The 22,903-nt window shown below is 67.8% G+C and carries 21 protein-coding genes, 1 tRNA gene and 1 pseudogene (1 of these 23 only partly in view); 6 read left to right on the plus strand and 17 right to left on the minus strand.

Going from position 1 to position 22,903, the window contains the following annotated elements:
• The 8 genes from UAJ10_RS20245 to UAJ10_RS20280 all read right to left on the minus strand — a co-directional run.
• Positions 1–21, minus strand: the start of a protein-coding gene (locus UAJ10_RS20245; RefSeq protein ID WP_322917028.1) for a DUF1489 family protein. 408 nt of this gene lie to the left of the window's left edge; only the first 21 of its 429 coding nucleotides appear in the window; its start codon is at positions 19–21; the stop codon falls past the left edge of the window.
• 123 nt (positions 22–144) lie between these two features.
• On the minus strand, positions 145–486 hold the full coding sequence (locus UAJ10_RS20250; RefSeq protein ID WP_322917029.1) for an acyl carrier protein: 342 nt from the start codon (positions 484–486) through the stop codon (positions 145–147).
• Positions 487–662: 176 nt separating this feature from the next.
• On the minus strand, positions 663–1,622 hold the full coding sequence (locus UAJ10_RS20255) for an ion channel (RefSeq protein ID WP_322917030.1): 960 nt from the start codon (positions 1,620–1,622) through the stop codon (positions 663–665).
• Positions 1,622–2,227, minus strand: a complete 606-nt coding sequence (locus UAJ10_RS20260) for a 2-hydroxychromene-2-carboxylate isomerase (protein ID WP_322917031.1) — start codon at positions 2,225–2,227, stop codon at positions 1,622–1,624. Before UAJ10_RS20260 ends, UAJ10_RS20255 begins: the two co-directional genes overlap by 1 nt.
• A gap of 128 nt (positions 2,228–2,355) precedes the next feature.
• Positions 2,356–3,543 carry an acetyl-CoA C-acyltransferase gene (locus tag UAJ10_RS20265; protein WP_322917032.1) on the minus strand — a complete coding sequence of 396 codons (1,188 nt, stop codon included), beginning with the start codon at positions 3,541–3,543 and terminating at the stop codon, positions 2,356–2,358.
• The gene (locus tag UAJ10_RS20270; RefSeq protein WP_322917033.1) at positions 3,533–4,162 is read right to left on the minus strand and encodes a TetR/AcrR family transcriptional regulator; all 630 of its coding nucleotides are present in this window, start codon (positions 4,160–4,162) and stop codon (positions 3,533–3,535) included. Before UAJ10_RS20270 ends, UAJ10_RS20265 begins: the two co-directional genes overlap by 11 nt.
• A 159-nt stretch (positions 4,163–4,321) precedes the next feature.
• A complete protein-coding gene (locus UAJ10_RS20275) occupies positions 4,322–6,607 on the minus strand; it encodes an NADP-dependent malic enzyme (protein ID WP_322917034.1) in 2,286 nt (761 codons plus the stop codon).
• Positions 6,608–6,852: 245 nt separating this feature from the next.
• Positions 6,853–6,937 (minus strand) — tRNA-Leu (locus UAJ10_RS20280).
• A 189-nt stretch (positions 6,938–7,126) separates the two neighbouring features.
• Here UAJ10_RS20280 and lipB point away from each other — a divergent pair.
• Both lipB and UAJ10_RS20290 read left to right on the plus strand, forming a co-directional pair.
• Positions 7,127–7,885 (plus strand): lipoyl(octanoyl) transferase LipB, encoded by a 759-nt coding sequence (gene lipB, locus UAJ10_RS20285; protein WP_322917035.1) that lies wholly within the window; start codon positions 7,127–7,129, stop codon positions 7,883–7,885.
• Positions 7,886–7,987: 102 nt separating this feature from the next.
• On the plus strand, positions 7,988–8,758 hold the full coding sequence (locus UAJ10_RS20290; protein ID WP_322917036.1) for a hypothetical protein: 771 nt from the start codon (positions 7,988–7,990) through the stop codon (positions 8,756–8,758).
• Positions 8,759–8,782: 24 nt separating this feature from the next.
• Here the strand turns inward: UAJ10_RS20290 and mscL are convergent, their stop codons facing one another.
• From mscL to UAJ10_RS20325, 7 genes are all read right to left on the minus strand, one after another.
• The gene (mscL, locus tag UAJ10_RS20295) at positions 8,783–9,184 is read right to left on the minus strand and encodes a large conductance mechanosensitive channel protein MscL (protein WP_145613939.1); all 402 of its coding nucleotides are present in this window, start codon (positions 9,182–9,184) and stop codon (positions 8,783–8,785) included.
• A 203-nt stretch (positions 9,185–9,387) separates the two neighbouring features.
• Positions 9,388–10,197 carry a CheR family methyltransferase gene (locus UAJ10_RS20300; RefSeq protein ID WP_322917037.1) on the minus strand — a complete coding sequence of 270 codons (810 nt, stop codon included), beginning with the start codon at positions 10,195–10,197 and terminating at the stop codon, positions 9,388–9,390.
• Positions 10,194–11,420, minus strand: a complete 1,227-nt coding sequence (locus tag UAJ10_RS20305; RefSeq protein ID WP_322917038.1) for a protein-glutamate methylesterase/protein-glutamine glutaminase — start codon at positions 11,418–11,420, stop codon at positions 10,194–10,196. The genes UAJ10_RS20300 and UAJ10_RS20305 overlap by 4 nt, the downstream gene beginning before the upstream one ends.
• Before the next feature lie 20 nt (positions 11,421–11,440).
• Entirely contained in the window at positions 11,441–11,806 is a 366-nt protein-coding gene (locus tag UAJ10_RS20310; protein ID WP_004272883.1) for a response regulator, read from the minus strand.
• 54 nt (positions 11,807–11,860) lie between these two features.
• A complete protein-coding gene (locus tag UAJ10_RS20315) occupies positions 11,861–12,352 on the minus strand; it encodes a chemotaxis protein CheW (RefSeq protein ID WP_044559593.1) in 492 nt (163 codons plus the stop codon).
• Positions 12,349–15,018, minus strand: a complete 2,670-nt coding sequence (locus UAJ10_RS20320; protein ID WP_322917039.1) for a hybrid sensor histidine kinase/response regulator — start codon at positions 15,016–15,018, stop codon at positions 12,349–12,351. The genes UAJ10_RS20315 and UAJ10_RS20320 overlap by 4 nt, the downstream gene beginning before the upstream one ends.
• 291 nt (positions 15,019–15,309) lie before the next feature.
• Positions 15,310–15,945, minus strand: coding sequence for a histidine phosphotransferase family protein (locus UAJ10_RS20325; RefSeq protein WP_322917040.1), 636 nt, complete (start codon positions 15,943–15,945; stop codon positions 15,310–15,312).
• 206 nt (positions 15,946–16,151) lie between these two features.
• On the opposite strand from UAJ10_RS20325, the gene UAJ10_RS20330 reads away from it, so the two are divergent.
• The 3 genes from UAJ10_RS20330 to UAJ10_RS20340 all read left to right on the plus strand — a co-directional run bounded on the left by UAJ10_RS20330 (position 16,152) and on the right by UAJ10_RS20340 (position 18,717).
• Positions 16,152–16,367, plus strand: a complete 216-nt coding sequence (locus tag UAJ10_RS20330) for a DUF3553 domain-containing protein (RefSeq protein WP_322917041.1) — start codon at positions 16,152–16,154, stop codon at positions 16,365–16,367.
• 217 nt (positions 16,368–16,584) lie between these two features.
• Positions 16,585–17,658, plus strand: a complete 1,074-nt coding sequence (moaA, locus tag UAJ10_RS20335; protein WP_322917356.1) for a GTP 3',8-cyclase MoaA — start codon at positions 16,585–16,587, stop codon at positions 17,656–17,658.
• Between the two features lie 189 nt (positions 17,659–17,847).
• Positions 17,848–18,717 carry an NAD kinase gene (locus UAJ10_RS20340; protein ID WP_322917042.1) on the plus strand — a complete coding sequence of 290 codons (870 nt, stop codon included), beginning with the start codon at positions 17,848–17,850 and terminating at the stop codon, positions 18,715–18,717.
• Between the two features lie 147 nt (positions 18,718–18,864).
• Here the strand turns inward: UAJ10_RS20340 and UAJ10_RS29935 are convergent.
• Positions 18,865–19,772: pseudogene (locus tag UAJ10_RS29935) on the minus strand (N-formylglutamate amidohydrolase).
• 146 nt (positions 19,773–19,918) lie between these two features.
• Between UAJ10_RS29935 and UAJ10_RS20355 the strand changes: the two are divergent.
• A complete protein-coding gene (locus UAJ10_RS20355; RefSeq protein WP_322917045.1) occupies positions 19,919–20,935 on the plus strand; it encodes a M14 family metallopeptidase in 1,017 nt (338 codons plus the stop codon).
• Between the two features lie 21 nt (positions 20,936–20,956).
• Here the strand turns inward: UAJ10_RS20355 and UAJ10_RS20360 are convergent, their stop codons facing one another.
• Positions 20,957–22,747: a hypothetical protein gene (locus UAJ10_RS20360; RefSeq protein ID WP_322917047.1), complete on the minus strand. Its 1,791-nt coding sequence runs from the start codon at positions 22,745–22,747 to the stop codon at positions 20,957–20,959.
• Positions 22,748–22,903: the final 156 nt, after the last annotated feature.

The following is a 22,903-nucleotide window of genomic DNA, read 5'->3' on the forward strand; positions in this document are numbered from 1 at the left end:
GCGCAGCATATGAAGGGGCATGGTCTCAACAAGGCCGGTGTCTATCGGGGGATCGAGACTACGAGCTTAAGCCCCGGGGTCAAGGCGCCCCATCACAGGGGTGGCCCTCAAGCCGGCCACCGGCAACTGAAGGAACAAAAGAATCTAGGCCCCGGCCGAAGCGTTCATGGCGCGGCACTTGGCCTCGAACCCGTCGGAGATGAATTCCGGCCGCTTGAACATGCCCTTCAGCCATGCGGCCAACAGGCACAGCTCTTCCAGTTTCAGCACCTCATCCAGGGTGCCTTGGGGGAAACGGATGGCGAAGCTGTCGGCGACAATGTCCAGCACCTCTTCCACCTGCTCGATGCTGAGGCCGCAGTCGGTCTCCAGCACGGCGGTGCGGGTCAGGATTTTCTCGTCGACGCCGTAGTCGTCGCGGATCAGCTTCACGATCCAACGGAATAGGTGCATCCAGTTGGTGACGCCCTCGATCGACCGGCTCACGGCATCCCGCCCCTTAAGTTTAGGCCCCGCGCCAGGGGGGTTGCCCTACCCCGCGCGGCTTTCAGACCCCACCCCTATCAGAGAAGCGTTAAGACTTTTTTGACGCGGGCACCAGTGATGTTTCTCGGGCGACCAATGGCACGGGCCATGTACCGACATACCCTGCGACCTTGGGCTCAGCGGTCGGGCGGCCGGCGGCTGCTGGAGTAGCTGAAGATGGCGTTGAATCCGAACAGCAACAGCAGCATGCCGACGATGACCTCGGCCGCCACGATCAGGCGGATGAAGCTGCCCACCGGCACGATATCGCCGTAGCCCACTGTCGACAGGGTCACGACGGAGAAATAAAGGCTCTCCGCGAATCCGATCTTCTGCGGCGCGCCGCCGATCATGAATTGGCTGACGGGAGAGAAGCGGTCCACCACCGTGTAGAGGGCGGCGAAGACGATCACCAGCAATGAGTAGAAGGTGAAGAAGGCGAAGGCCGGCTCCGCCAGGCCGGCCACCTGCTCGAAGAACTCCTCGAACAGTAGGCCCGTCTCCAACAGCAGCACCACGACATCGTAGCTGACCAGCAGCACGATGAAGGCGATGAAGCCCATGGCGGCGACGAAGGCGTCGCGCACCACGGGCTCGGGCGTTTCGGGGGTCAGCAGGAAGGTGGCCGCCCCCACCAGGCCCAGCGGCACCACCCAGCCGAAGGCGCGACCGAAACGGCGCAGGTCGCGGCGCCTGGCGTTGCCCTCCGGCCGCGCCTGGACGATGGCGCGAATGCCCTCGCGCCGGATCACCACGCCGGCGAGGAAGGCCGCCAACGGCAGAACGAATCCCAGGCCCAGCAGGCCCGGCCGCAGCTGCGAGAAATGCGCCTCGACGAAGAACTCGAAAATGATGGCGTAGATGCCGACGAAGTTGGCCAGGCCAATGGTGAAGAACCGGCTGCCGGGAAACAGCAGGTGGCAGGTGCCCACCACGACGACCACCGCCCCCAACAGCGCCAGCATCAGGCCCGGATCCGCCCCCTGGATGGTGAGCGAGATCAAGGCCAGCAAGCCCACCGTCAGGACGATGGGCGTCACCAGGGTGCGCTTGCGCCGCCGCCGGGGGGCCGCGGGCCGGGGTGTGGTCGCGTTCATCACCAGCCGCCCCGCGCCAGCCAGCGTTCCACCTGCACCAGGCGGTCCGCCCCCCAGAACCCCTCCCCATCCACGAAAATGAAGGGGGAGCCGAAGACGCCCCGGGCCATGGCGGCATCGGTGGCGGCGCGCAGCGCGTCCTTCACCGCCGGCTCCTGTACACCGGCCTTGAGGCCATCCGCATCCATGCCGATGCCGGCGGCGACATCCGCCACCACGTCCATTCCGGAAATGTCGCGCCCCTCCTGCCAGTGGGCGCGGTAAAGCGCCTTCGCCAAGCTCCGCGCCAGGCCGGTGTCCCGCGCGGCCGTCCAGTAATAGGCGCGGGAGGACGCCACGGCGTTGATCGGCATCACCTGCGGCCACACCAGGGGCAGGCCGTAGTAGCGGGCGGAGCGCATCACGTCATGCCGTAGGTAATCGCCCTGCAAGGGGCGCAACACCGTGGCGGTGACGCCCGTGCTCTTGAACACCGCCCCCAGCAGGATGGGGTGCCAGGCGACGGCGCGGCCGTGGCGAGCCGCCAGCTCATCGATCGCCATGGCGGCGAAATAGCCGTAGGGCGAGGCGAAGTCGAAATAGAAGTCCAAGGGCTGCGCTGCCATCACAGATCCCCTCCCCACATGTTATTAGGGCGGCCGCACCCCTCGGCACGGCCGCCCGCCAGTATGCCCACTCGCCGGATCAGGTCCAGCGTGGATGGCCAGCGCGGATGGCCAGCGCGGATGGGGCGTCAGTTGAGACGCTCGATGGCCACGGCCGTGGCTTCGCCGCCGCCGATGCACAGGCTGGCCACGCCCCGGGTCTGGTCATAGCGCTGCAGCGCCGCCAGCAAGGTCACCAGGATGCGGGCGCCCGAGGCGCCGATGGGGTGGCCCAGGGCGCAGGCGCCGCCATGGACGTTGACCTTGTCATGGGGAATGTCGAATTCCCGCATCGCCGCCATGGGCACCACGGCGAACGCCTCATTGATCTCGAACAGGTCGACATCGCGGGCCGACCAGCCGGTCTTGGCGAACAGCGTCTCGATGGCGCCGATGGGGGCGGTGGTGAACCAGTTGGGCGCGCGGGCATGGCTGGCATGGCCGACGATGCGGGCCAACGGCTTCAGACCGCGCTTCTCCGCCACGCTGGCGCGGGTCAGAATCAGGGCGGCGGCGCCGTCGCTGATGCTGGCGCTGCTGGCCGCCGTCACCGTGCCATCCTTGCGGAACGGCGTCTTCAGGGTGGGGATCTTTTCCGGCTTGCCCTTCAGCGGCTGCTCATCCCGGCTGATGACGACGTCACCGGCCCTGCCCTTCACGGTGACGCCCACCGTCTCGCCGTCGAACCAGCCGCCTTCCACCGCGGCCTTGGCCCGGCGCAGGCTCTCGATGGCGTAGGCGTCCTGCATCTCGCGGGTGAACTGGTAATGGGCGGCCGTGTCCTCGGCGAAGGTGCCCATGGCGCGGCCCCGGTCGTAGGCGTCCTCCAGCCCATCCAGCGCCATGTGGTCGTAGATGGTGGCGTGGCCGTAGCGATAGCCGCCACGGGCGCGATCCAGCAGGTAAGGCGCGTTGGACATGCTTTCCATGCCGGCGGCCAGCGCGATGTCGACGCTGCCCGCCACCAGCAGATCGTGGGCGACCATGGCCGCCTTCATGCCGCTGCCGCACATCTTGTTCAGGGTGCTGCAGGGCACCGACTGCGGCAGGCCCGCGGCCAGCGCCGCCTGGCGGCCGGGCGCCTGGCCCTGGCCGGCCTGCAGCACGCAGCCCATCACCACCTCGTCGATGGCGTCGGGGGCGAGGCCCGCGCGCTCCACCGCCGCCTTCACGGCGGCCGCGCCTAGCTGGGCGGCCGGCAGGCTGGACAGATCACCCATCATGCCGCCCATGGCGGTGCGGGCGGCGCTGACGATGACAATCGGATCACTCGACATGGTTCATCTCTCCCGTTTGATTATGTGCGGAGCCCAAGGCGCCTTCCACCTGAAGGCGCCAGGCGCGGCGAACGAAATCCAGACCCTCCGGCTCGCCCAACAGGCGGCAGGTCATGGTCTGGGCGAAGGCGATACCCACCATCTGGAAGGCGAACAGGGTACAATCGAGGCCGGGGCGGAAATGCCCCGCCGTCACCGCCATGGCGGCCCCCTGCCGGATGAAGGCGCGCAAGCGGCGCTGGGCCCCCGCGATCTCATCCCGCAGCAGGCCCGGCCGGTCGTCCAGTTCCAGGCTGGCCGCCTGGATGGGACAGCCGCCTGGAAAGGGGGGTGAGCGGTTCCACGCCCACCAACCCTCGGCGAAGGCCTCCAGCCGCGGCAAGCCGCGCGGCAGGTCCAGCACGGGACGGATGACATGGGTGGTGAAGCAGGCCTGGGCCTCCTGCAACACCGCCACCTGCAGCTGTTCCTTGGACCCGAAGTGGGCGAACAGCCCGCTTTTCGACAGGCCGGTACGCTCCGCCAGCAGGCCGATGGTGAGGCCTGACAGTCCATCCGTGCTCATGAGGCTCAAGGCCTCACCCAGGATGGCGGCGCGCGTGCGGACACCCTTGCTCATGGGGACGAAAAATAAACGAACGATCGTGCTATTGTCAAGGCGAGCTCCCGCGCTGAAAGGCGAAGACCCGCCCCAGATCAATCCGGGACGGGTCTCATCAACAGGCCTTGCAAGCCTTCCGGCCGGAACGCGGGACCGGAACGCCGGGGAAGCGGAGCCTTACGCGTCCTCGCCCATCTCGTGCATCTGGGCGTCGACCACGGCCAGGGCCGACATGTTGACGATGCCGCGCACGGTGACCGAAGGGGTGAGGATGTGCACCGGCTGGGCGGCGCCCAGCAGCACCGGACCCACCGGCTGCCCCTCCCCCAGGGTCTTCAGCAGATTGAAGGCGATGTTGGCGGCATCGCGGCTGGGCATGATCAGCAGGTTGGCCATGCCCTTCAGGCGGCTGTTGGGGAACACACGGTTGCGGATGTCTTCCGAGATGGCGCTGTCGGCATGCATCTCGCCCTCGACCTCCAGCGTCGGGCACTGCTGCTCGATCTTGGCCAGGGCGGCCCGCATGGTCAGGGCCGAGGCGTCGCCGTGGCTGCCGAAGTTGGAGTGCGACAGCAGGGCCACCTTGGGCACCACGCCGAAGCGCCGCACCTCTTCCGCCGCCAGGGCCGTCATGGCGGCGATCTGATCGGCCGTGGGTTCCGGCGTCACATAGGCGTCGGCCAGGAAGAAGGTGCCCTTGGGCAGGATCAGCACCGACAGGGCGGCGGGAATGGTGGTGCCCGGCTTCAGCCCGATGACGTCCAGCACATGCTTCAGATGCCAGTCATAGAGGCCGACCGTGCCGCCGATCATGGCGTCGGCGTCGCCCTTGCGCACCATCATCAGGCCGATGACGGTGGTGTTGTTGCGCACCACCTGGCGGGCGCGGTCCGGGCTGACGCCCCGGCGCTCCATGATGGCGTGGTAGCTCTGCCAGTAGTCGGCATAACGCGGGTCGTTCTGCGGATCGACCAGTTCGACGTCGCGGTCCAGCTGGATGCGCAGGCCCAGCTTCTCGATACGGCGCGCCACCACCTCGCGCCGGCCGATGAGGATGGGCTTGGCCAGGCCGTCGTCCACCACGAACTGCACGGCGCGCAGCACCCGCTCCTCCTCGCCCTCGCAATAGACCAGGCGCTTGGGCGCCTGCTTGGCGCGAGAGAACACCGGCTTCATCAGCAGTCCGGAGCGGAAGACGAACTGCGACAGCCGCTCGCGGTAGGCGTCGAAATCGGTGATGGGCCGGGTGGCCACCCCGCTGTCCATGGCGGCCTTGGCCACCGCCGGTGCGATCTCCAGGATCAGCCGCGGGTCGAAGGGCTTGGGGATGATGTTGTCGGGGCCGAAGCCGGCCTGCTGGTCGCCATAGGCGGCGGCCACCACGTCGTGCTGTTCCGCCATGGCCAGGCGGGCGATGGCCTCCACCGCGGCGATCTTCATCGCCTCGTTGATTTGGGTGGCGCCCACGTCCAAGGCGCCCCGGAAGATGAAGGGGAAGCAGAGGACGTTGTTGACCTGGTTGGGGTAGTCGGACCGCCCGGTGGCGATGATGGCGTCGGGCTGCGCCTCGCGCGCCTCCTCCGGCATGATTTCCGGGGTGGGGTTGGCCAGCGCCAGGATGACCGGCTGGCCCGCCATCTTGGCCACCATGGGCTTGGTCAGCACCCGCGGGGCGGACAGGCCCAGGAAGATGTCCGCGCCATCGATGATGTCGTCCAGGGTACGGGCGTTGGTCTTCTTGGCGTAGCGGGCCTTGCGCGGGTCCATCAGCTCGGTGCGGCCGTCATAGACCACGCCCTTGATGTCGCTGACCCAGATGTTGTCCACGGGCATGCCCATGTCGACCAGCAGGTCCAGGCAGGCCAGGGCGGCGGCGCCGGCGCCGCTGGCCACCAGCTTGACCTCGTCGATCTTGCGGCCGCGCAGCTTCAGCGCGTTGGTGATGGCGGCGGCGACGATGATGGCGGTGCCATGCTGGTCATCATGGAAGACCGGGATCTTCATGCGCTCGCGCAGCTTGCTTTCCACGTAGAAGCATTCCGGCGCCTTGATGTCCTCAAGGTTGATGCCGCCGAAGGTCGGCTCCAGCGCGGCGATGACCTCGACCAGCTTGTCGGGATCCTTCTGGTCGATCTCGATGTCGAAGACGTCGATGCCCGCGAACTTTTTGAACAGGACGCCCTTGCCCTCCATCACCGGCTTGGCGGCCAACGGACCGATGTCGCCGAGGCCCAGCACGGCGGTGCCGTTGGTGATGACGGCCACCAGGTTGCCGCGCGAGGTCATCTGGCTGGCCTCGGCCGGATCGGCCACGATGGCCTCGCAGGCGAAGGCCACGCCGGGCGAATAGGCCAGGGCAAGGTCGCGCTGCGTCGCCAGGGGCTTGGTCGGCGTGACGGCGATCTTACCCGGCGTCGGCAGCCGGTGATAGTCAAGGGCGGCTTCGCGAAACTCGTCGGACATGGGGCCGGTCTCTTCTGCGGGGGACTGGGTCGCGAGCGGCGTCACGGGGCGCCGATGCTTCCACGGGCGTCGTAAACCGTTCGGTCTGCTTCCTGCTTAAGGCGGGGGGGCGGCATTGTCCAGAGGCCATGGGCACTATGGTGCCATTCGACGCCAGCGCGCCCGTCTGCCATGCGCGATATCGGCCCATAAGCGATGCCCGGAAACGCGAAAGGCCGACCCCATAGGGCCGGCCTTTCAGGTGATGGTGCGGTCAAGAAGACTCGAACTTCCACGGGTTGCCCCACAGCGACCTCAACGCTGCGCGTCTACCAATTCCGCCATGACCGCATCATGTCAGAACCTCGTCGGCAAGGGCTTGCCAACGGGTGAACGGGGGAATAGCAAATCGCCGATCCCATAGCAAGCCCTCGTGTGGCCCCATCGGGATCGGGACACACTATATAAAGGTGTGACCCGGAAAAGCCCCCGGCGCCGCACCCGCCGGAACCGCCTTAGCACGACAGGTAAGCAACCGCGATGTCCCTGCCCCTGACCGAAACCGACGCCATTCCACCCTCCCCGCATTTGGCCTCCCCGCATTTGGCCTCCCCGCCTTCGGCCGGCCCGGAATGGCGCATCAGCGACCAGCCCGTGGCCTATCCCGAGGCGGTGGCCGCCATGGAGGAGCGCGTGGCGGCCATCCGCGCCGGCACGGCGCCCGAACTGGTGTGGCTGCTGGAACACCCGCCGCTGTACACCGCCGGCACCAGCGCCAAGGCGGAGGACCTGCTGGACCATGGCCGCTTCCCCGTGTTCCAGACCGGGCGCGGCGGGCAGTACACCTATCATGGTCCCGGCCAGCGCGTGGCCTACGTCATGCTGGACCTGGTGAAGCGCGGGCCCGACGTCCACCGCTACGTCACCAACCTGGAGGAATGGATCATCCGCACCCTGGCCCTGTTCAACATCAAGGGCGAGCGGCGCTGTGGCCGCGTGGGCATCTGGGTGGACAAGCAACCCTATGGCGGGCTGCGGGGCCAGGAGGACAAGATCGGCGCCATCGGCGTCCGGGTGCGCCGCGGGGTCACCTTCCACGGCATTTCCCTGAACGTGGATCCGGATTTGGAGCACTTCGGCGGCATCGTGCCCTGCGGCATCACCCAGTTCGGCGTCACCTCCATGCATGCCTTGGGGCACCTGGTCAGCCTGCACGAGGTGGACGCGGCGTTGCGCGACAGCTGGAACGGGGTGTTCGAAACGCCGGACGCCGCCCCAGCGGGGACGTGCGCCCGGTAGACGGGCGCTCGCTATCCATTCGACAGCTAAACCTGTGATAGTTGGATCCCGGCCACCAAAGCCACGCATAATTGAAGCGGTGTGGCAACGGTGGGGGGCGCCATGAAAACCGCGATCACATCTCGGCCGGTCGCAACGGCCAATCGGCACACCTTTTATGTGGCCATGGCCGCCATCTTCCTAGCCATCGCCTTCGGCGGGTTCACGCCGACCTATTGGCGGCCGGTGCTCAGCGGCACCTTCCACCGGCCGGCCATCGTCCATATCCACGGCTTCGTCCTGTTTTCCTGGTGCCTCTTCTATTTCGCGCAGACGCTGCTGGCGGCGCGGGGCCGGACACCCGACCACCGCAGCTGGGGCCTGGCCGGCATCGCCCTGTTCAGCGTGATGATCTGCACCATCCTGGCCAGCCAGGTCGCCGTGCTGAACCTGTACGCCCAACTGGGGTTCGGCGATGCGGCCAAGCGCTTCGCCGCCGTCTCGCTGACGGCGTTGCCCCTGTTCATCGCCGTCTTCGTGCTGGCCATCGTGATGGTTCGACGGCCGGAGGTACACAAGCGGCTTATGATCCTGCTCATGGCCCTGCTGATGCAGCCGGCCATCGCCCGCGTTTTCGTGGCCCTGCTGGCACCGCCCGGGGCGGCGGCGGAGGGTCCGCCCCCGCCGCCCTTCGTGGCAATCCCCCCGGGTCTGGTCGCCGACCTGCTGCTGGTCGCGGCCCTGGTCCATGACTGGCGGACACGCGGACGGCCCCATCCCGTCTATGCCTATGGCCTGCCGCTGGCCATCCTGAACCAGGTGGTCATGGTGCCCATCGCCGGCAGCGCCGCCTGGATGACCCTCATGGATGGCTACACCAAGCTGTTCGGATAGGACGCCCGGCGGACAGTCCCCGGATCAGTTCCTGGCCTTCAGCAGATCGCGGATTTCCTCCAGCAGCACCTCTTGCCGGGGCGGGGCGGAAACCGCCTTGGTGCGGAAGCGGTTCACCTGCTTCACCAGCAGGAACACGGCACCGGCGACGATGAAGAAGCGGATGACGACGTTGATGAAGACGCCGTAGTTGACGGTGGCGGCACCCGCGTCCTGCGCCGCCTTGAGGTTGGCGTAGTGTTCGCCGTTCAGGGCCAGGAAATAGCTGGAGAAGTCGATGCCGCCCATGAGATAGCCGATGGGGGGCATGATCAGGTCATTGACCAGCGAATTGACGATGCCGGTGAAGGCGGCGCCAACGATGATGCCGACGGCCAGGTCGATGACGTTGCCCCGGCTGATGAACGACTTGAATTCTTCCCACATCCTCGCGTCCCCTTTATTCGTGCGGTCCCGGTTGCGCGGGCCGCTTCATGGGTTGGTGGACGCAGTATGCAGGCAGCGGGCCGCCAGGGTCACTACCCACTGGATGTAGGCGGTCCCCCGCGAAAGCCCGATACGGAAAGGGCCGGTCCCGTCACCGGGCCGGCCCTCTATGAAGCGAAATTCTCCGCCCTCAGGCCCCGCCCTCAGGGTAGGACGTACAGGCCGCGCTGGCCTTCCATGGGCTTGAACCTGTCGGTGATGCCTAAGACCGTCTCGGCACCGCCCAGGTACAGCACACCGTCGGGCGGCATCTGCTTGGCGATGGCCTCCAGCACCTTGGTCTTGGTCGGCTGGTCGAAGTAGATCAGCACGTTGCGGCAGAACACCACGTCGAACTGGCCCAGCGGCGACAGGTCGGTCAGCAGGTTGTATTCCCGGAAGGTGGCCATCTGCCGGATCTGCGGCGACAGCTGCCACTTGTCGCCGGTCTGCTTGAAATACTTCACCAGCATGGTGATGGGCAGGCCGCGCTGCACCTCGAACTGGGTGTAGATGCCGGCGCGCGACTTCTCCACCATCTCCGACGACAGGTCGGTGCCCACGATCTCGATGCGCCAGCCGTTCAGGCGGACGGAGTCCTCCGATAACATCATGGCCAGCGAATAGGCCTCCTGTCCACTGGAGCAGGCGGCCGACCAGATGCGGATGGACTTCTTGGTGGCCCGGCTTTCCAGCAGGGCCGGCAGGACCACCTGCTTGAACTGGTCGAAAGGCTTTTGGTCGCGGAAGAAGGACGACTCGTTGGTCGTCATCGCCTCCGTGATGTCCTTCAGCAGGTTTTCGTCCTTGCGGGCGCGAACCGTGGCCGCCAGTTCATCCAGCGTTTTCAGGTTCCACTTCCGCGCCACGGGCATGAGGCGCGATTCCAGCAGGTAGGCCTTGTCCTTGGTCAGGACCAAGCCCGAACGCTGCTTCAGCATCGTGCAGAACATGTCGAAGTCTTCGACCTTCATGCCGCCGTCCTCAGTGCGATCTTGCGGATAAACGGACCGATCTCCTTCAAGGGCAGGATGGAACTGCACAAGCCCGCGGTTGCCACGGCACCCGGCATGCCCCACACCACGCTGCTGGCCTCGTCTTGGCCAACAACCATACCCCCGGCCTGGACCACCTGGTCGCAGCCGCCGCGACCGTCATGCCCCATGCCGGTGAGGATGACCGCCAACACCTTACGCCCATAAATCTTAACAATACTGCGCAACATGGGATCGACCGCCGGCCGGCAGAAATTTTCCGGCGGGTCCTTGGTCAGTTGCGCGGTGGTGACGCCGTTGCGCGACACCAGCAGGAAGTGGTTGTCGCCCGGCGCCACATAGGCCCGGCCGCCGACGATGGGCTCCCCGTCCTTGGCCTCCGCGCACTCGATCCCGCACTGGCGGGTGATGTGCTCGGCCAGGATGGTGGTGAAGGTCGCCGGCATATGCTGGGTGATGACGATGGGCTGTTGCAAGCCGCCCCGGAAATTGGCCATCACCTCGAACAGGGCCTGGGGCCCGCCGGTGGAGCTGCCGATGGCGATGATGTCCGGCCGGATGTCCGGCGCCGGGCGCAGCACCACCGGACCGTGGTCCAGCAGGCGGCTGCGGATGGGCGACGGTGCCGCGGGCGCCGCGGTGCCGGTGGGGGCGGCCGCAGGTGCCGCACCCGGAACGGGTGCCACGACGGGGCGCGGCGCCAGCGGTCGCGAGGGTGTGCCCTTGGACGGATCGGCCCGGCGGGCGGCTTCGCCCAGCGCCTGGACCTTGCTGACCAGTTCCGCCTTGAAGCTTTCCGCGCCCGTCAGCTCCCGCGTCGAGGACGGCTTGGTGACATAGTCGGAGGCGCCGGCGCGCAGGGCCCGCAGCGAGATGTCGGCGTTCTTGGCCGTCAGGGTCGAGGCCATGATGATCTTGACCGCCGGATCGGCGGCGATCAGCTGCGGCAGGGCCGTCAGCCCATCCATCACCGGCATCTCGATGTCCAGGACGATGACGTCCAGGGTCTGGCGCTGCAGGGTGTTGATGGCCATCTGGCCGTTGGCCACCGAAGCGACGACACGGATGGTGCCGTCACCCTCCAGGGTACGCGTCAGCAAGCCACGGATGACCGCCGAATCGTCCACGACCATGACCCGGTACGGCTCGGTCGTGGAGGCCGCCGAGGACGCGGCCTGAGGTCGTCCGGGGATATCGATCATGATCTTATGGTTCCCGGGCGTCAGAGAAGCCCGACCTGCTGGAACTTGGTTTGGATGATCTCGCTGTCGAAGGGCTTCATGATGTACTCGTTCGCCCCGGCCGACAGCGCCTCCTGGATGTGGGCCAGATCGTTCTCGGTGGTGCAGAACACCACCTTGGGCGTCTGGCCCCCCGACATCTTGCGCAGACGCCGCAGGAACTCGATGCCGGTCATGACCGGCATGTTCCAGTCCAGCAGGATGGCGTCCGGCATGGACGCCGCGCACGCTTCCATCGCCTGCTTGCCATCCTCGGCTTCTGAACAGGTGAAGTTCAGCTCTTCCAGGATCTTGCGCGCGACCTTGCGGACGACGCGGCTGTCATCGACGACCAGGCAGGACTTCATGCAAAGGACCTCGGTTGCTAAGCGCTCGAAAGCACCGGTGGGTTAAGCCCAGGCTCAGGCGGCTTCGGTATTAGCGAAATTCAACAACCGCGACACGTCAAGCACAACGAGAAGATTTTCCCGCAGACGATAAATACCCGTGGACACTTCGCGCCACCGCGCGTCCATCGTGGCCGGCTGCCGTTCGAAGTCATCCGAGGTCAGGCTCAAGACTTCGCCGACGCTGTCGACCATCAGGGAGTAAAGCTCACCCTTGTGGTCCACGACGATGCTCATGCCGGGCTTGTCGGCCGCGCGCGGCGGCAGGCCCAGGCGCAGGCGCACGTCGATGGCGGTGACGATGCGGCCGCGCAGGTTCAGCGAACCGGCAACCTCCGGCGGGGCCAGGGGGATGCGGGTGATGCGCTGCGGCCCCAGCACGTCCTGCACCTGCAGGACCGGGATGCCGAACACCTGGTCGGCGATGGTCATGGTGACGAAGTCTTCGTTCTTGACGACCGCGACTTCGGTGCTGGCGGTGCGCTTGGCGGGCAGGTTCGTACTCATGCGGCACCCTTGGTCTCGGAGATGGTCTGCTGCAGCGTGAAGAGAAGCGCGTCGCGGTCGAACTTCGCCACATAGTCGGTGAAGCCGGCCTGGCGGCCCCGGTCGAGGTCGCGCGGGGTGGCGTGGCTGGACAGGGCCACCAGCGGCACGTTCTGCCAGCGGCTGTTGCCACGGACGGCCTGGGCGAACTCCAGCCCGCTCATGCCCGGCATCTCGATGTCGCTGACGATGACGTCGAAGTCCTCGCCCGATTCGCAGAGACCCAGGGCCTCATCCGCGCTCTGCACCGCCGTGACGTCGTAACCCGACACGGTCAGCAGCGGGGTCAGCAGGTTGCGGAAGAAGGGACTGTCGTCAACCAGCAGCACCTTGTGCAGGCGCTCGTCCTCGAAGCGGTCGGTGGCGTTGCCGAACCAATCGCGGAAGGCCTGGGTCAGGTAGAAGCCGGCGTCGATGACGTCCGTCGCCTTGTCGGCGATGATGGCGCTGCCCATGAAGCCGGCGCGTTCCGTGCCCAGCTCCACCTGCAGGCGGTCCTCGACGATGTCGATGATCTCGTCCACCACCAGGCCCATGGAGCGGTCGCCGTCGGCGAACACCAGGACCGGCTGGCGCTTGTCGCGCTGGACCTGCCAGGACGGGTCGATGGGCACCAGGGGCATCAGCTTGCCACGGTACTGCACCACCGGCTGGCCGTTGGAAGCCTCGACCTGGTTGAGGTCGATGTCCTCCAGGCGGGCGACCAGCGACAGCGGGACGGCCTTGGGGGCGCCATCGCCGGCGCGGAACAGCAGCAGGGCCATGCGGTCGTCCTGACGGGTGGACTGCTTCGCCTCGGCGGCGGCGGCGGCGGTGTCGTGCATGCCCCCCGCGATCTCGCCGGAGAAGCTGGCGATGCCGTTGGGGTCCAGGATCATGATGACGGAGCCGTCACCCAGGATGGTGTTGCCCGAGAACAGCTCGATATGGCGCAGGATGGGGGCCACCGGCTTCACCACGATTTCTTCCGTGTCGAAGACACGGTCGACGATGATGCCGAAGGTGTAGTTGCCGACCTGGGCCACCACGATGAAGGTCTCGCGGTTGTACTGATCACCGTCGCCCAGCTTCAGCAGCCGTTCCAGGCTGACCAGCGGCAGCAGGCGGTTGCGCAGGCGCAGCACCGGGGTGCCGTTGATGCGCTCGATCTTGTGCTCGCTGTCGTTGGCGGCGCGCACCAGCTCTATCACGCTGATCTGCGGGATGGCGAAACGCTCGCCACTGCATTCCACGACAAGGGCCGAAACGATGGCCAGGGTCAGCGGGATCTTGATGGTGAAGGTGGTGCCGCGGCCCTCGACGGACTTCAGCTCGATGGTGCCGCCGATCTTCTCGATATTGGTCTTCACCACGTCCATGCCGACGCCGCGGCCGGAGACGCTGGTGACCTTGGCGGCGGTGGAGAAGCCGGCCTTGAAGATGAACTGCTGGATCTGCTGATCGGACATGCCGGCCAGCTCGACCTCGGTGGCCAGGCCGTTCTGCAGGATCTTGCGCTTGATGGCCTCGATCGCCAGGCCCTTACCATCGTCGGAAATCTCGATGATGATGTGGCCGCCCTCATGGAAGGCGTTCAGCGTGACGCGGCCGGTCTCGGGCTTGCCCTTGGCCACGCGCTCCGCCGGCAGCTCCAGGCCGTGGTCGGCGGAGTTGCGGACCATGTGGGTCAGCGGGTCCTTGATCAGCTCCAGCACCTGACGGTCCAGTTCCGTCTCGGCGCCCAGCATCTGCAGGTCGATCTTCTTGTGCAGTTCGTGCGCCAGGTCGCGCACCAGGCGCGGCAGCTTGGCCCAGGCGTTGCCGATGGGCTGCATGCGCGTCTTCATGACGCCTTCCTGCAGCTCCGACGTCACGTGGTTCAGGCGCTGCAGCGGAACCGCGAACTCGCTTTCCTTCTGGCTGCGCAGGATCTGCAGCAGCTGGTTGCGGGTCAGCACCAGCTCGGAAACCATGGTCATCAGGTTTTCGAGCAGGTCGACGTTCACGCGGATGGTCTGGTTGGCCAGCGACGACTCGCCACCGTCACCGCCACCGGCGGCGGGTGGGGGCGGCGGGGGCGCCTGGGTGGCGGCGGGTGCCGGGGCCGGCGGGGCGGCCTCGGCCACGGGCGCCACTTCGCGGGTGGTGGCGGCGGCCGGCACCGACGGGGCGGCGGCCACGGGGGCCGGCGGCGGAGCCACAGGTTCCGGCACGGGCTCGTGCGGCGGGGGCGGCGCGGCGGCGGGGGGAGCGGCCGCGGCGGGCGCCTCCCGGCCCTCGGCCAGCGCGTTCAGGCGGTTGATCAGGTCTTCGTCGTTGCCGGCCGGCTCGGCCTCGGTCTTTTCCAGAACCAGCAGGATCGACTTGATGGCGTCCAGGGATTCCAGGATCAGCGTGACCGCGTAGGGGCTGACGTTCAGCTCGCCATCGCGGAAGCGGCCCAGCACGTTCTCCGAGGCGTGGGCCACCGCTTCCAGCCGCGGCAGGCCGAGGAAGCCGCACGTGCCCTTGATGGTGTGAACCAGCCGGAAGATGTTGCTCAGCAGGCTGGGGTCATTCGGGTTCTGCTCAAGCCGCACCAACTCAACGTCCAAGACCGCGATATTTTCATTGGTCTCGGTCAGAAATTCGCTCAGCAGATCATCCATGGTCCACGTCCCGTTGCCATGCGCGTATCGAAGCCGTCCCGACGGGCGGCCCCGTTTGGAATAAGGTGTAAACCCCCGACCCCGCCCCACATCAAAACACCCGGCCAAACCCCTTCGGCCGTGATGGGTGTCCTAATAGTGACAGGGGGCGCCACTCCCTACACCCATCTTTTCCAGAAAGACGATTAAGAACACGTTACTCCTGCGAGATTGATGGCGTGCCCCGGGCGACAAGACAAGCGATAAACGCGTTAAGGTTCGCTATCGGCGTGAAACGGCCCCCGGGCCTTGTCAACCGGCCCGCCGTTCCAGCCAGAAACGCAATGCTTCCGCACCTTTGGCCTCGGTGACAATGCGCCAGCCGCACTGTTCGGCGAAGCGGCCGGTGACATAGGCCTGGACGCTGCGCGGGGTCAGGTCGGCCTGCGCCACGGCCCCGTCCAGGGCCTCGCGCACCTCGTCGCGCAGGCTGACGGTGCGCCCCTCCGCCGTCACGGAGAGCGCCGCCCCGCCGTCGCCCGCCGCCATCGTCACCACGCCACCCAGGGGCATGGCCTCCTCCGCCAGCAAGCCCAGGTTCAGCGCCAGTTTCAGCACGCCGTCATTGGAGCTGGGCATGACGTCGGCCGGCCAGTCCAGGCGCGTGCGCGCGCCCCGGAACCAGGCGCCCAGCACCGTCCGCGCCTCGGCCGCGGTGAAGGCGCCGCTGTTGCCGGCCGCCCCATAGGCCAGGCGGAACAGGCGCAGGCGCCGCGCCGCCTGGTCGGCGCTGTCCGCGATCAGGGCCATGGCCTCTTCAGCCATGGATGGACCCATCTCCTCAATGAGTTCGACGCCATTGCCGATGGCGCCCACCGGGCTGATCAAATCATGGCAAAGGCGGGAGCAGAGCAGCTCGACAACGTGCAGTTCCAGGGAGACCGTCATTCATATGGGCCTTGTTTTGGGGCCTTGTCCGGGCGGCATGGCGGTTCATAGTGGGCATGGCGCAGCATAGTGGACGCCCGTCCGGATGGCAGGGGTTTAGCGAAGCGCCTGCCCAAGAACAAACGGATAAGGGCAAAAGGATAGGTGATGTTTTTTTCGCCACCGCCGGCGCCATCCCGACCCTCTAGCCCTAGGATATACGCCCCATGGCTCCCTTCCCACCCGAATCAGGCGCGGCCGCCGCGCTGCTGACCCCCGGCACCTACGTCGTGCACCCCGGCCAGCCGGACTGGGGCCTGGGACAGGTGCAGTCGGCCGTGGGCGCGCGCGTCACCGTCAACTTCCCCCACGCCGGCAAGCAGACGATTGATGCCAGCGTCGTGCCCCTGCGGGCGGTGGAGCCGGAAGACTGGACGCCTTGACCCGCGCCCACCCGGCCCCCCCACCCGGACCCCCGCCCACCCGGCCGTGGCCGCCATCACAACGTTGCGGGGGCTGTATTGCTATGGTTGCCGCACCATATTTGCCGTAGATGAGGGTGGGATGCGCCGCCGCCGGGCGGACAGCCCCTATACGGCAATTCCCTGTGCAGCGTGGTTGAGGACGGTTGAGACGATGGCGGACGGCGCCCTGACACCCATGGCGAACGGCATCCCCGGCGCGGCGGCGCCGGCACGCGGCCAGCCGCCGCTGGTCGATCCCTTCGGCCGGTCCATCCGGTACCTACGCGTCTCCGTCACCGATCGCTGCGACTTCCGCTGCGTCTACTGCATGGCGGAGGAGATGACCTTCCTGCCCAAGGCGCAGGTGCTGTCGCTGGAAGAGCTGGAGCGTCTGTGCGGCGCCTTCATCCAGACGGGCGTGCGCAAGTTGCGCCTGACGGGGGGCGAACCCCTGGTGCGCCGGGGGATCATGGACCTGATCCGCCGCCTGGGCCGCCACCTGGACGCCGGATCCTTGGATGAACTGACCCTGACCACCAACGGCAGCCAGCTGGCCAAGTACGCGACCGAGCTGTACGCCACCGGCGTGCGCCGGGTGAACGTCAGCCTGGACACGCTGGACCCCGACCGTTTCCACGCCATCACCCGCTGGGGCAAGCTGGCCCCCGTGTTGGACGGCATCAAGGCCGCCAAGGACGCCGGCCTGTCCGTGAAGATCAATTGCGTGGCGCTGCGCGGCGTGAACGACGGCGAGGTGCACGACCTGGTCGCCTGGTGCGGGCGCGAGGGCCACGACCTGACCTTCATCGAGGTCATGCCGCTGGGTGATATCGACGGCGACATGGGCGAGGGCAACCAGGGCGGCATGGTGCGGGCCGACCAGTACTGGCCTCTGTCCATGCTGCGGGCCGAACTGGCCAAGCGCTGGACGCTGACCGACCTGCCCGTCAGCACAGGCGGCCCCGCCCGCTATGCCCGCGTGGCGGAGACGGGCGGTCGCGTCGGCTTCATCACCCCCATGACCCATAATTTCTGCGAGAGCTGCAACCGGGTACGGCTGACCTGCACTGGCATGCTCTACATGTGCCTGGGCCAGGACGACGCCGCCGACCTGCGCGCCGTGATGCGCGGCGCGCCCGGCGATGACGACGCCCTGCTGGCCGCCATCAAGGAGGCCATCGCCCGCAAGCCCAAGGGCCACGACTTCATCATCGACCGCCGGCAGAAGGCGCCGGCCGTCGCCCGGCACATGAGCGTCACCGGCGGCTGAACGGGCGATGGCATACGGGTGGTGGAGAACGGGCGGCGCCCGCACCCCCGCGACCGGCTCTCAAAGACACCGGTTTCCGCCGCACCCCGGCATTCCTTTGCCGGGATCAATCCGTTAAGGTAACCATCCGTTTCGGTTAACGGGCCCTCCCCTTCCTTCCCCCGAGTCCTGGACCCAGGCGAAAGCGCCATGCTCGACGAACCCACACGCCCCGCCGCGCCCCTTCCCGGTTCGGCGGCCACCCCGGTCCCGGCGGCGGGCGACACGGTCGCGCACTGCGCCCCGGTGCCCTTGCCGGCCAAGCCGGCCTTCTGCATCGTCGCCGCCGAAACGCCCGAGGCCGAGGCCGCGCGCACCACCCTGTCCGAACGCTATCGCACCGTGCGGGCGGAGGACGCGGACGTCATCATCGCGCTGGGTGGCGACGGCTTCCTGCTGGAAACGTTGCACCGCCATCTACCCCTGTGCAAACCGGTCTACGGCATGAACCGTGGCTCCGTCGGCTTCCTGCTGAACAGCTTCAGCCCCCGGGGGCTGACCGACCGCGTGCGCCGGGCTCAGCGCGTGGCGCTGAACCCGCTGCGCATGGTGGCGGTCAATGCCCAGGGCCGGCATGAGGCGCTGGCCTTCAACGAGGTGTCGCTGCTGCGTGAGACGCGCCAGGCCGCCAAGCTGCGCATCAGCGTGGACGGCGTGGAGCGCCTGGCCGAACTGGCCTGCGACGGCGCGCTGGTCTCCACCCCCGCCGGCAGCACGGCCTACAACCTGTCGGCCCACGGCCCCATCGTCCCCCTGGGCGCCGGCATCCTGGCGCTGACCCCCATCAGCGCCTTCCGCCCCCGCCGCTGGCGCGGCGCCCTGCTGCCCCACACCGCCAAGCTGCAGTTCGAAATCCTGGAAGGCGCCAAGCGCCCCGTCAGCGCCGTGGCCGACTTCACCGAAATCCGCGACGTGGCCCGGGTGGAGGTCTGCGAGGACCGCAGCGTGGCGTCCATCCTGCTGTTCGACCCGGAAATGAACCTGGAGGAGCGCATCCTCAAGGAACAATTCACGCCGTAGTTTCCGCCCTCAAGTGCCGGGCGGCCACGTCCGTGGCCTTGGCCTGTCCTCAATTTCCAGTCCGCTGACACTCCCCGGAAATTTCCGGCGGACACGGTCGTGTCCTGTAGAAATTTAAAGTACGGCGATGCGTCGTCGCGCCAGGTGCTACTCCGCCGCCAGGCGCCGGTCGCCCACGCGGGCCATGGCGAAGGCGTGGATGGCGCGCATCAGGTCCTCCAGGTCGTGGGACAGGCGCCAGTAGCCGTCGTGGCGCTCCAGCGTCTCCTCGTCCATATAGAGACGCCGGTCGATCTCCAGCTGCAGGCTGTTGCGGCCCCGGGTGGGAATGCCGTAGCGCCGCACCAGCTCCACGCCCTTGTAGGGGTCGTTGTGCCGCACGCGGTAGCCCATGCCGCGCAGGGTGGCGGCCACGAAGCGGCTGAAGGACGGGTCGCAGCAGACGCCGTCGCGGTCACCCAGCACGAAGTCGGCACCGGCGTCGCCCGTGCCCAGGGTGGGCATGGAATGGCAATTGATGTGCCAGACCTGGCCGAAGCGGGCGTGCAGCCCGTCCAGCGCCGCCTTCAGCTGGGCATGGTAGGGACGCCAGTACCGCTCGATACGGGCCTGCACCTCCTTCACCGTCAGCTTGGCGGCGTACAGCGCCTCCCCGGGCGGCTGACGGTGCGCACCAGGCCCATGCCGTGGCGGCTTTTCTCCGACGGGTTCAAGGGGCCGGGCCAGGGGTCGGCCAGGCAGGCGGGGTCGATATCATCCTCCGCCCGGTTCACATCGATGTAGCTGCGCGGGAACAGGGCCTGCAGCAGCGTGGCACCCAGGGCCGGCGCGCGGGCGAACAGCTCATCCACATGCGCGTCTTCCGACTGGCGCAGCAGCATCAGCGGACAGCGCGGGGTGAAGCCCAAGGGATAGGCGGAACCGCTGTGGGGCGAGTCATAGACGACGGGAACGGGCGTGCCTTCCGGATCGTGGCGCACCAGCACGTCGTCTATGATGAATTTCATGCAACCCTCACAACCGCCGATGACGGCGGCAACAAAGCCAGCCGCCATAAGCTTTTACCATAGCGCAGGCTGGGGCATCCCGTCCCTTTCCTTGACGCGTCGGACCCGTCACTATTGCTCAACCAGCCCAATACGGAAAAGGCGGCCATGGTTCCAAGGGGTTCGGACCCGACAGTCAGGGATGGATGCTCGTGATGTGGGACCGGTTCAGCCAGCCCCCCGGTCCCACCGCGCCCGAGCCGCCGCTGGCCATGCCGGACCTGCGCGCCCACCGCACGGGCAACACCGGCGTCCCCTATGTCTGGCGGTTCGAGGCCAAGGCCGAGGGCCCCCATGTCGCCATCGTCGCGCTGATGCATGGCAACGAGCCCTGCGGCGCGGTGGCCCTGGACCGGCTGCTGCGCCGGGGGCTGCGTCCGGCGCGCGGCATCTGGACCCTGGCCTTCGCCAATACGGACGCCGCGGCGGGCGGCCGCCTGTTCGGGCCGGCTGGACCGCCGGCGCGCTATCTGGATCGCGATATGAACCGCCTGTGGGCCGGCGTCCGGGCGGAGGTGCCCGCCGGCGGCCCGCCGCCGGTCCACCCCCAGGGGCGGGAACAGGCGCGCGTGGCGGCCATCGCCCCCTGGATCCTGACGGCGGACCTGTTGCTGGACCTGCATTCCATGCAGGTGCCGTCGCCCGCGCTGACCCTGTGCGGCCGCTCCCCCCGCGCCCGGGCCCTGGCGGTGGCCCTGGCCGATCCCGGTTGGGTGGTGGCGGATGACGGCCATGCCGACGGCATGCGCCTGATCGACCATCCCCGCTTCTCCGCCCCCGGCGGCAGCGCCGCCGCCATCCTGATGGAGTGCGGCCAGCACTCGGCCCCGGCCGCCGGCGTCCAGGCCTGGCGCGGCCTGATCCGCTTCCTGGCGCAGTCGGAAACCCTGGACGCCGCCACCGCCCGCACCCTGCTGGCGGAGGCCAACGCCCCCGCCACGCCGGCCAAGCCCATCGTGGTGGACGTGACCCACGTCATCCAGGCGGAAACCGATGAGTTCGCCTTCGTGAAGCAGTTCCAGGGGCTGGAGCGCGTCGCCGCCAGCGGCACCCTGCTGGCCCTGGATGGCAAGCGCGCCCTGCACACGCCCTACGACGACTGCGTGCTGGTCATGCCCACGCGCATGCCGCGCCGGGGGCAGACCACGGTGCGCCTGGGCCGGATTGTTTGACCCGCGCCTAAGCGGTTCCCCTCACATGAACTGGGCGCGGTTCAGCAAATCATAGAAATTGCGCAGCACCGCGGCCTTTTCGGCCTCCGTCGCCAGGCCCTCGACAAACTTGGTGTCGAAATTGGGCTGGCGCAGATGGCTGATGATCTGGTCGCGCACGATGCGCCGCGCCTTCGGGCTGGCCAGCACCTCCGCCCCCGCGAACTGCACCAGGCGGGTGGCGCGCACCCGCAGGCTGGCGGAGGGATCGTCCAGCCGTTCGATCACCCGGCCGTCGACGATGTAGGTCGCCACTAGGTCATCCAGGCGAGCGCCCAGCTTTTCGCCCATGTCACCCGGTAGGGCGTCGCCCTCGGTCACCAGGCGATAGAGGGCGGCGCTGGCCTCCATCTTCGGCTTCAGCGGCAGGGTGCGGTCCACCAGATCGTTCAGGCCGCCCACGCGGTTGGCGATCTCCAGGGCTTGGGCGGCGATGGCGGCACCGTCCTTGGCGCCCAGGTCCGACCGCGCCAGGCAGGCCAGATAAACCAGCCGCTCCGCCCCCGTGGGCAGCAGCTGCAGCACCGATTCCAACGCAAGCCGGCGACCCTCGGCCCCGCCCTGCTCGATGAAGCGGTGATAGCCCATCAACACCGCCTCGGCCATGGCCGGGCCGCCCAGCAGGCCGTCGGGCCGCATCAGGCGGGTGACCAGGTTGCGATACTTGGCGATCTGCTGCAGCGGCTCGCCGTGCGACAGGCGCTGGGTGCCCCGCACCTGGCGACGCAGGAAATCCAGCAGCACCACGCGGGTCTCATTGCCATGGGGGCCCGCCACCCAGCGGCTGATGGCCGCCGTGCAGGGCGGCGACATCTCGATCGCCTGGGGCTCGAAAGTGCCGCTGATCAGGTCGATCATGCGGTTCAGGGCCGTCATCAGGTCCGGCTGGCGGCCCAGCATGTCGCGCACCATGTCGGGCGCGCCCAGCACGTCGGCCAAGAGCTGGTCCAACAGGGCCGCGTCATCGGCCGGCAGGCTGTCGTCCGACGCCAGGTCGATCAGCAACTCCGCCTTGCCCAGCAGGCCGCGGATGTTCACCAGGTCGCGGCAGACGATGACCTTGCCCAGATAGGCGGCCTCTTCCGCCGCCACCGCCGGGCTGGCGGCCGTGGCCGTGCCCAGGATCTCGTCCACCTGGCGCATGGTGGCGGCGAAGCCGATCTCCTTGGGGTACGGCAGGGCGCGGTTGGCCACGGCCTTCTCCGCCCGCTGGCGCAATTCCTCCAACACACCCAGGATGACATCGCGGCGGGCGCGGCTGTCCTCCCCCGTCTCCTTGCTCTGCAGGGTGGCGATGCGGCTGACGGCGTTGGGGACCAGCGCCTCGAAGTTCAGGACGCGCTTGGCCTCGCCGGCGTTGTGCAGCAATTCCGACGCGGTGACGCCCTTCTCATCCAGGTACTGGCGCAGCACGCGGGAGATCAGCACCCGGCTGTCGAAGGCCAGGTACTCCTGCGGCACCTTGCAATAGTGCGCCTCCTCCACCGGGACCGGGGCGATGGGGCGCTTGGGCTCCTGCCGATATTCGGTGTGGATGATGGTGTCGACGGTTTCACCGCCACGACCGGGGCGCACGAATTCACGGATGATGCGCACGCCGGTGCGGTTGGGCAGGATGCGCGCGGCCAACGCCCGGGCATCCTCCTCCTTGCGGCAAATCTGCTCGGTGATCCAGTGATCGTCCTTCAGGTATTGCACCTCGAAGGAGACGCCACGCGGCTCACTCAACGGCGGCGGCTTGTCCGCCTTGTCCTGCAGCAATCCCAAGACCATAGCCCGCCCCGACCGGCAATAGCGCCTGCGGGACGGAGAAGCCCCTTCCCCGTCCGCGCCAGGCCATCCTCCGGCCCGTTGGCAGCCCCGCCCCCTAAGCCGAACGCACCACCGATGTATGGATGCTGCCTAAAGGGTGACGCCGCCCAAGTGGGT

Source organism: Nitrospirillum guaranorum (assembly GCF_034653275.1).
Classification (GTDB): Bacteria; Pseudomonadota; Alphaproteobacteria; order Azospirillales; family Azospirillaceae; genus Nitrospirillum.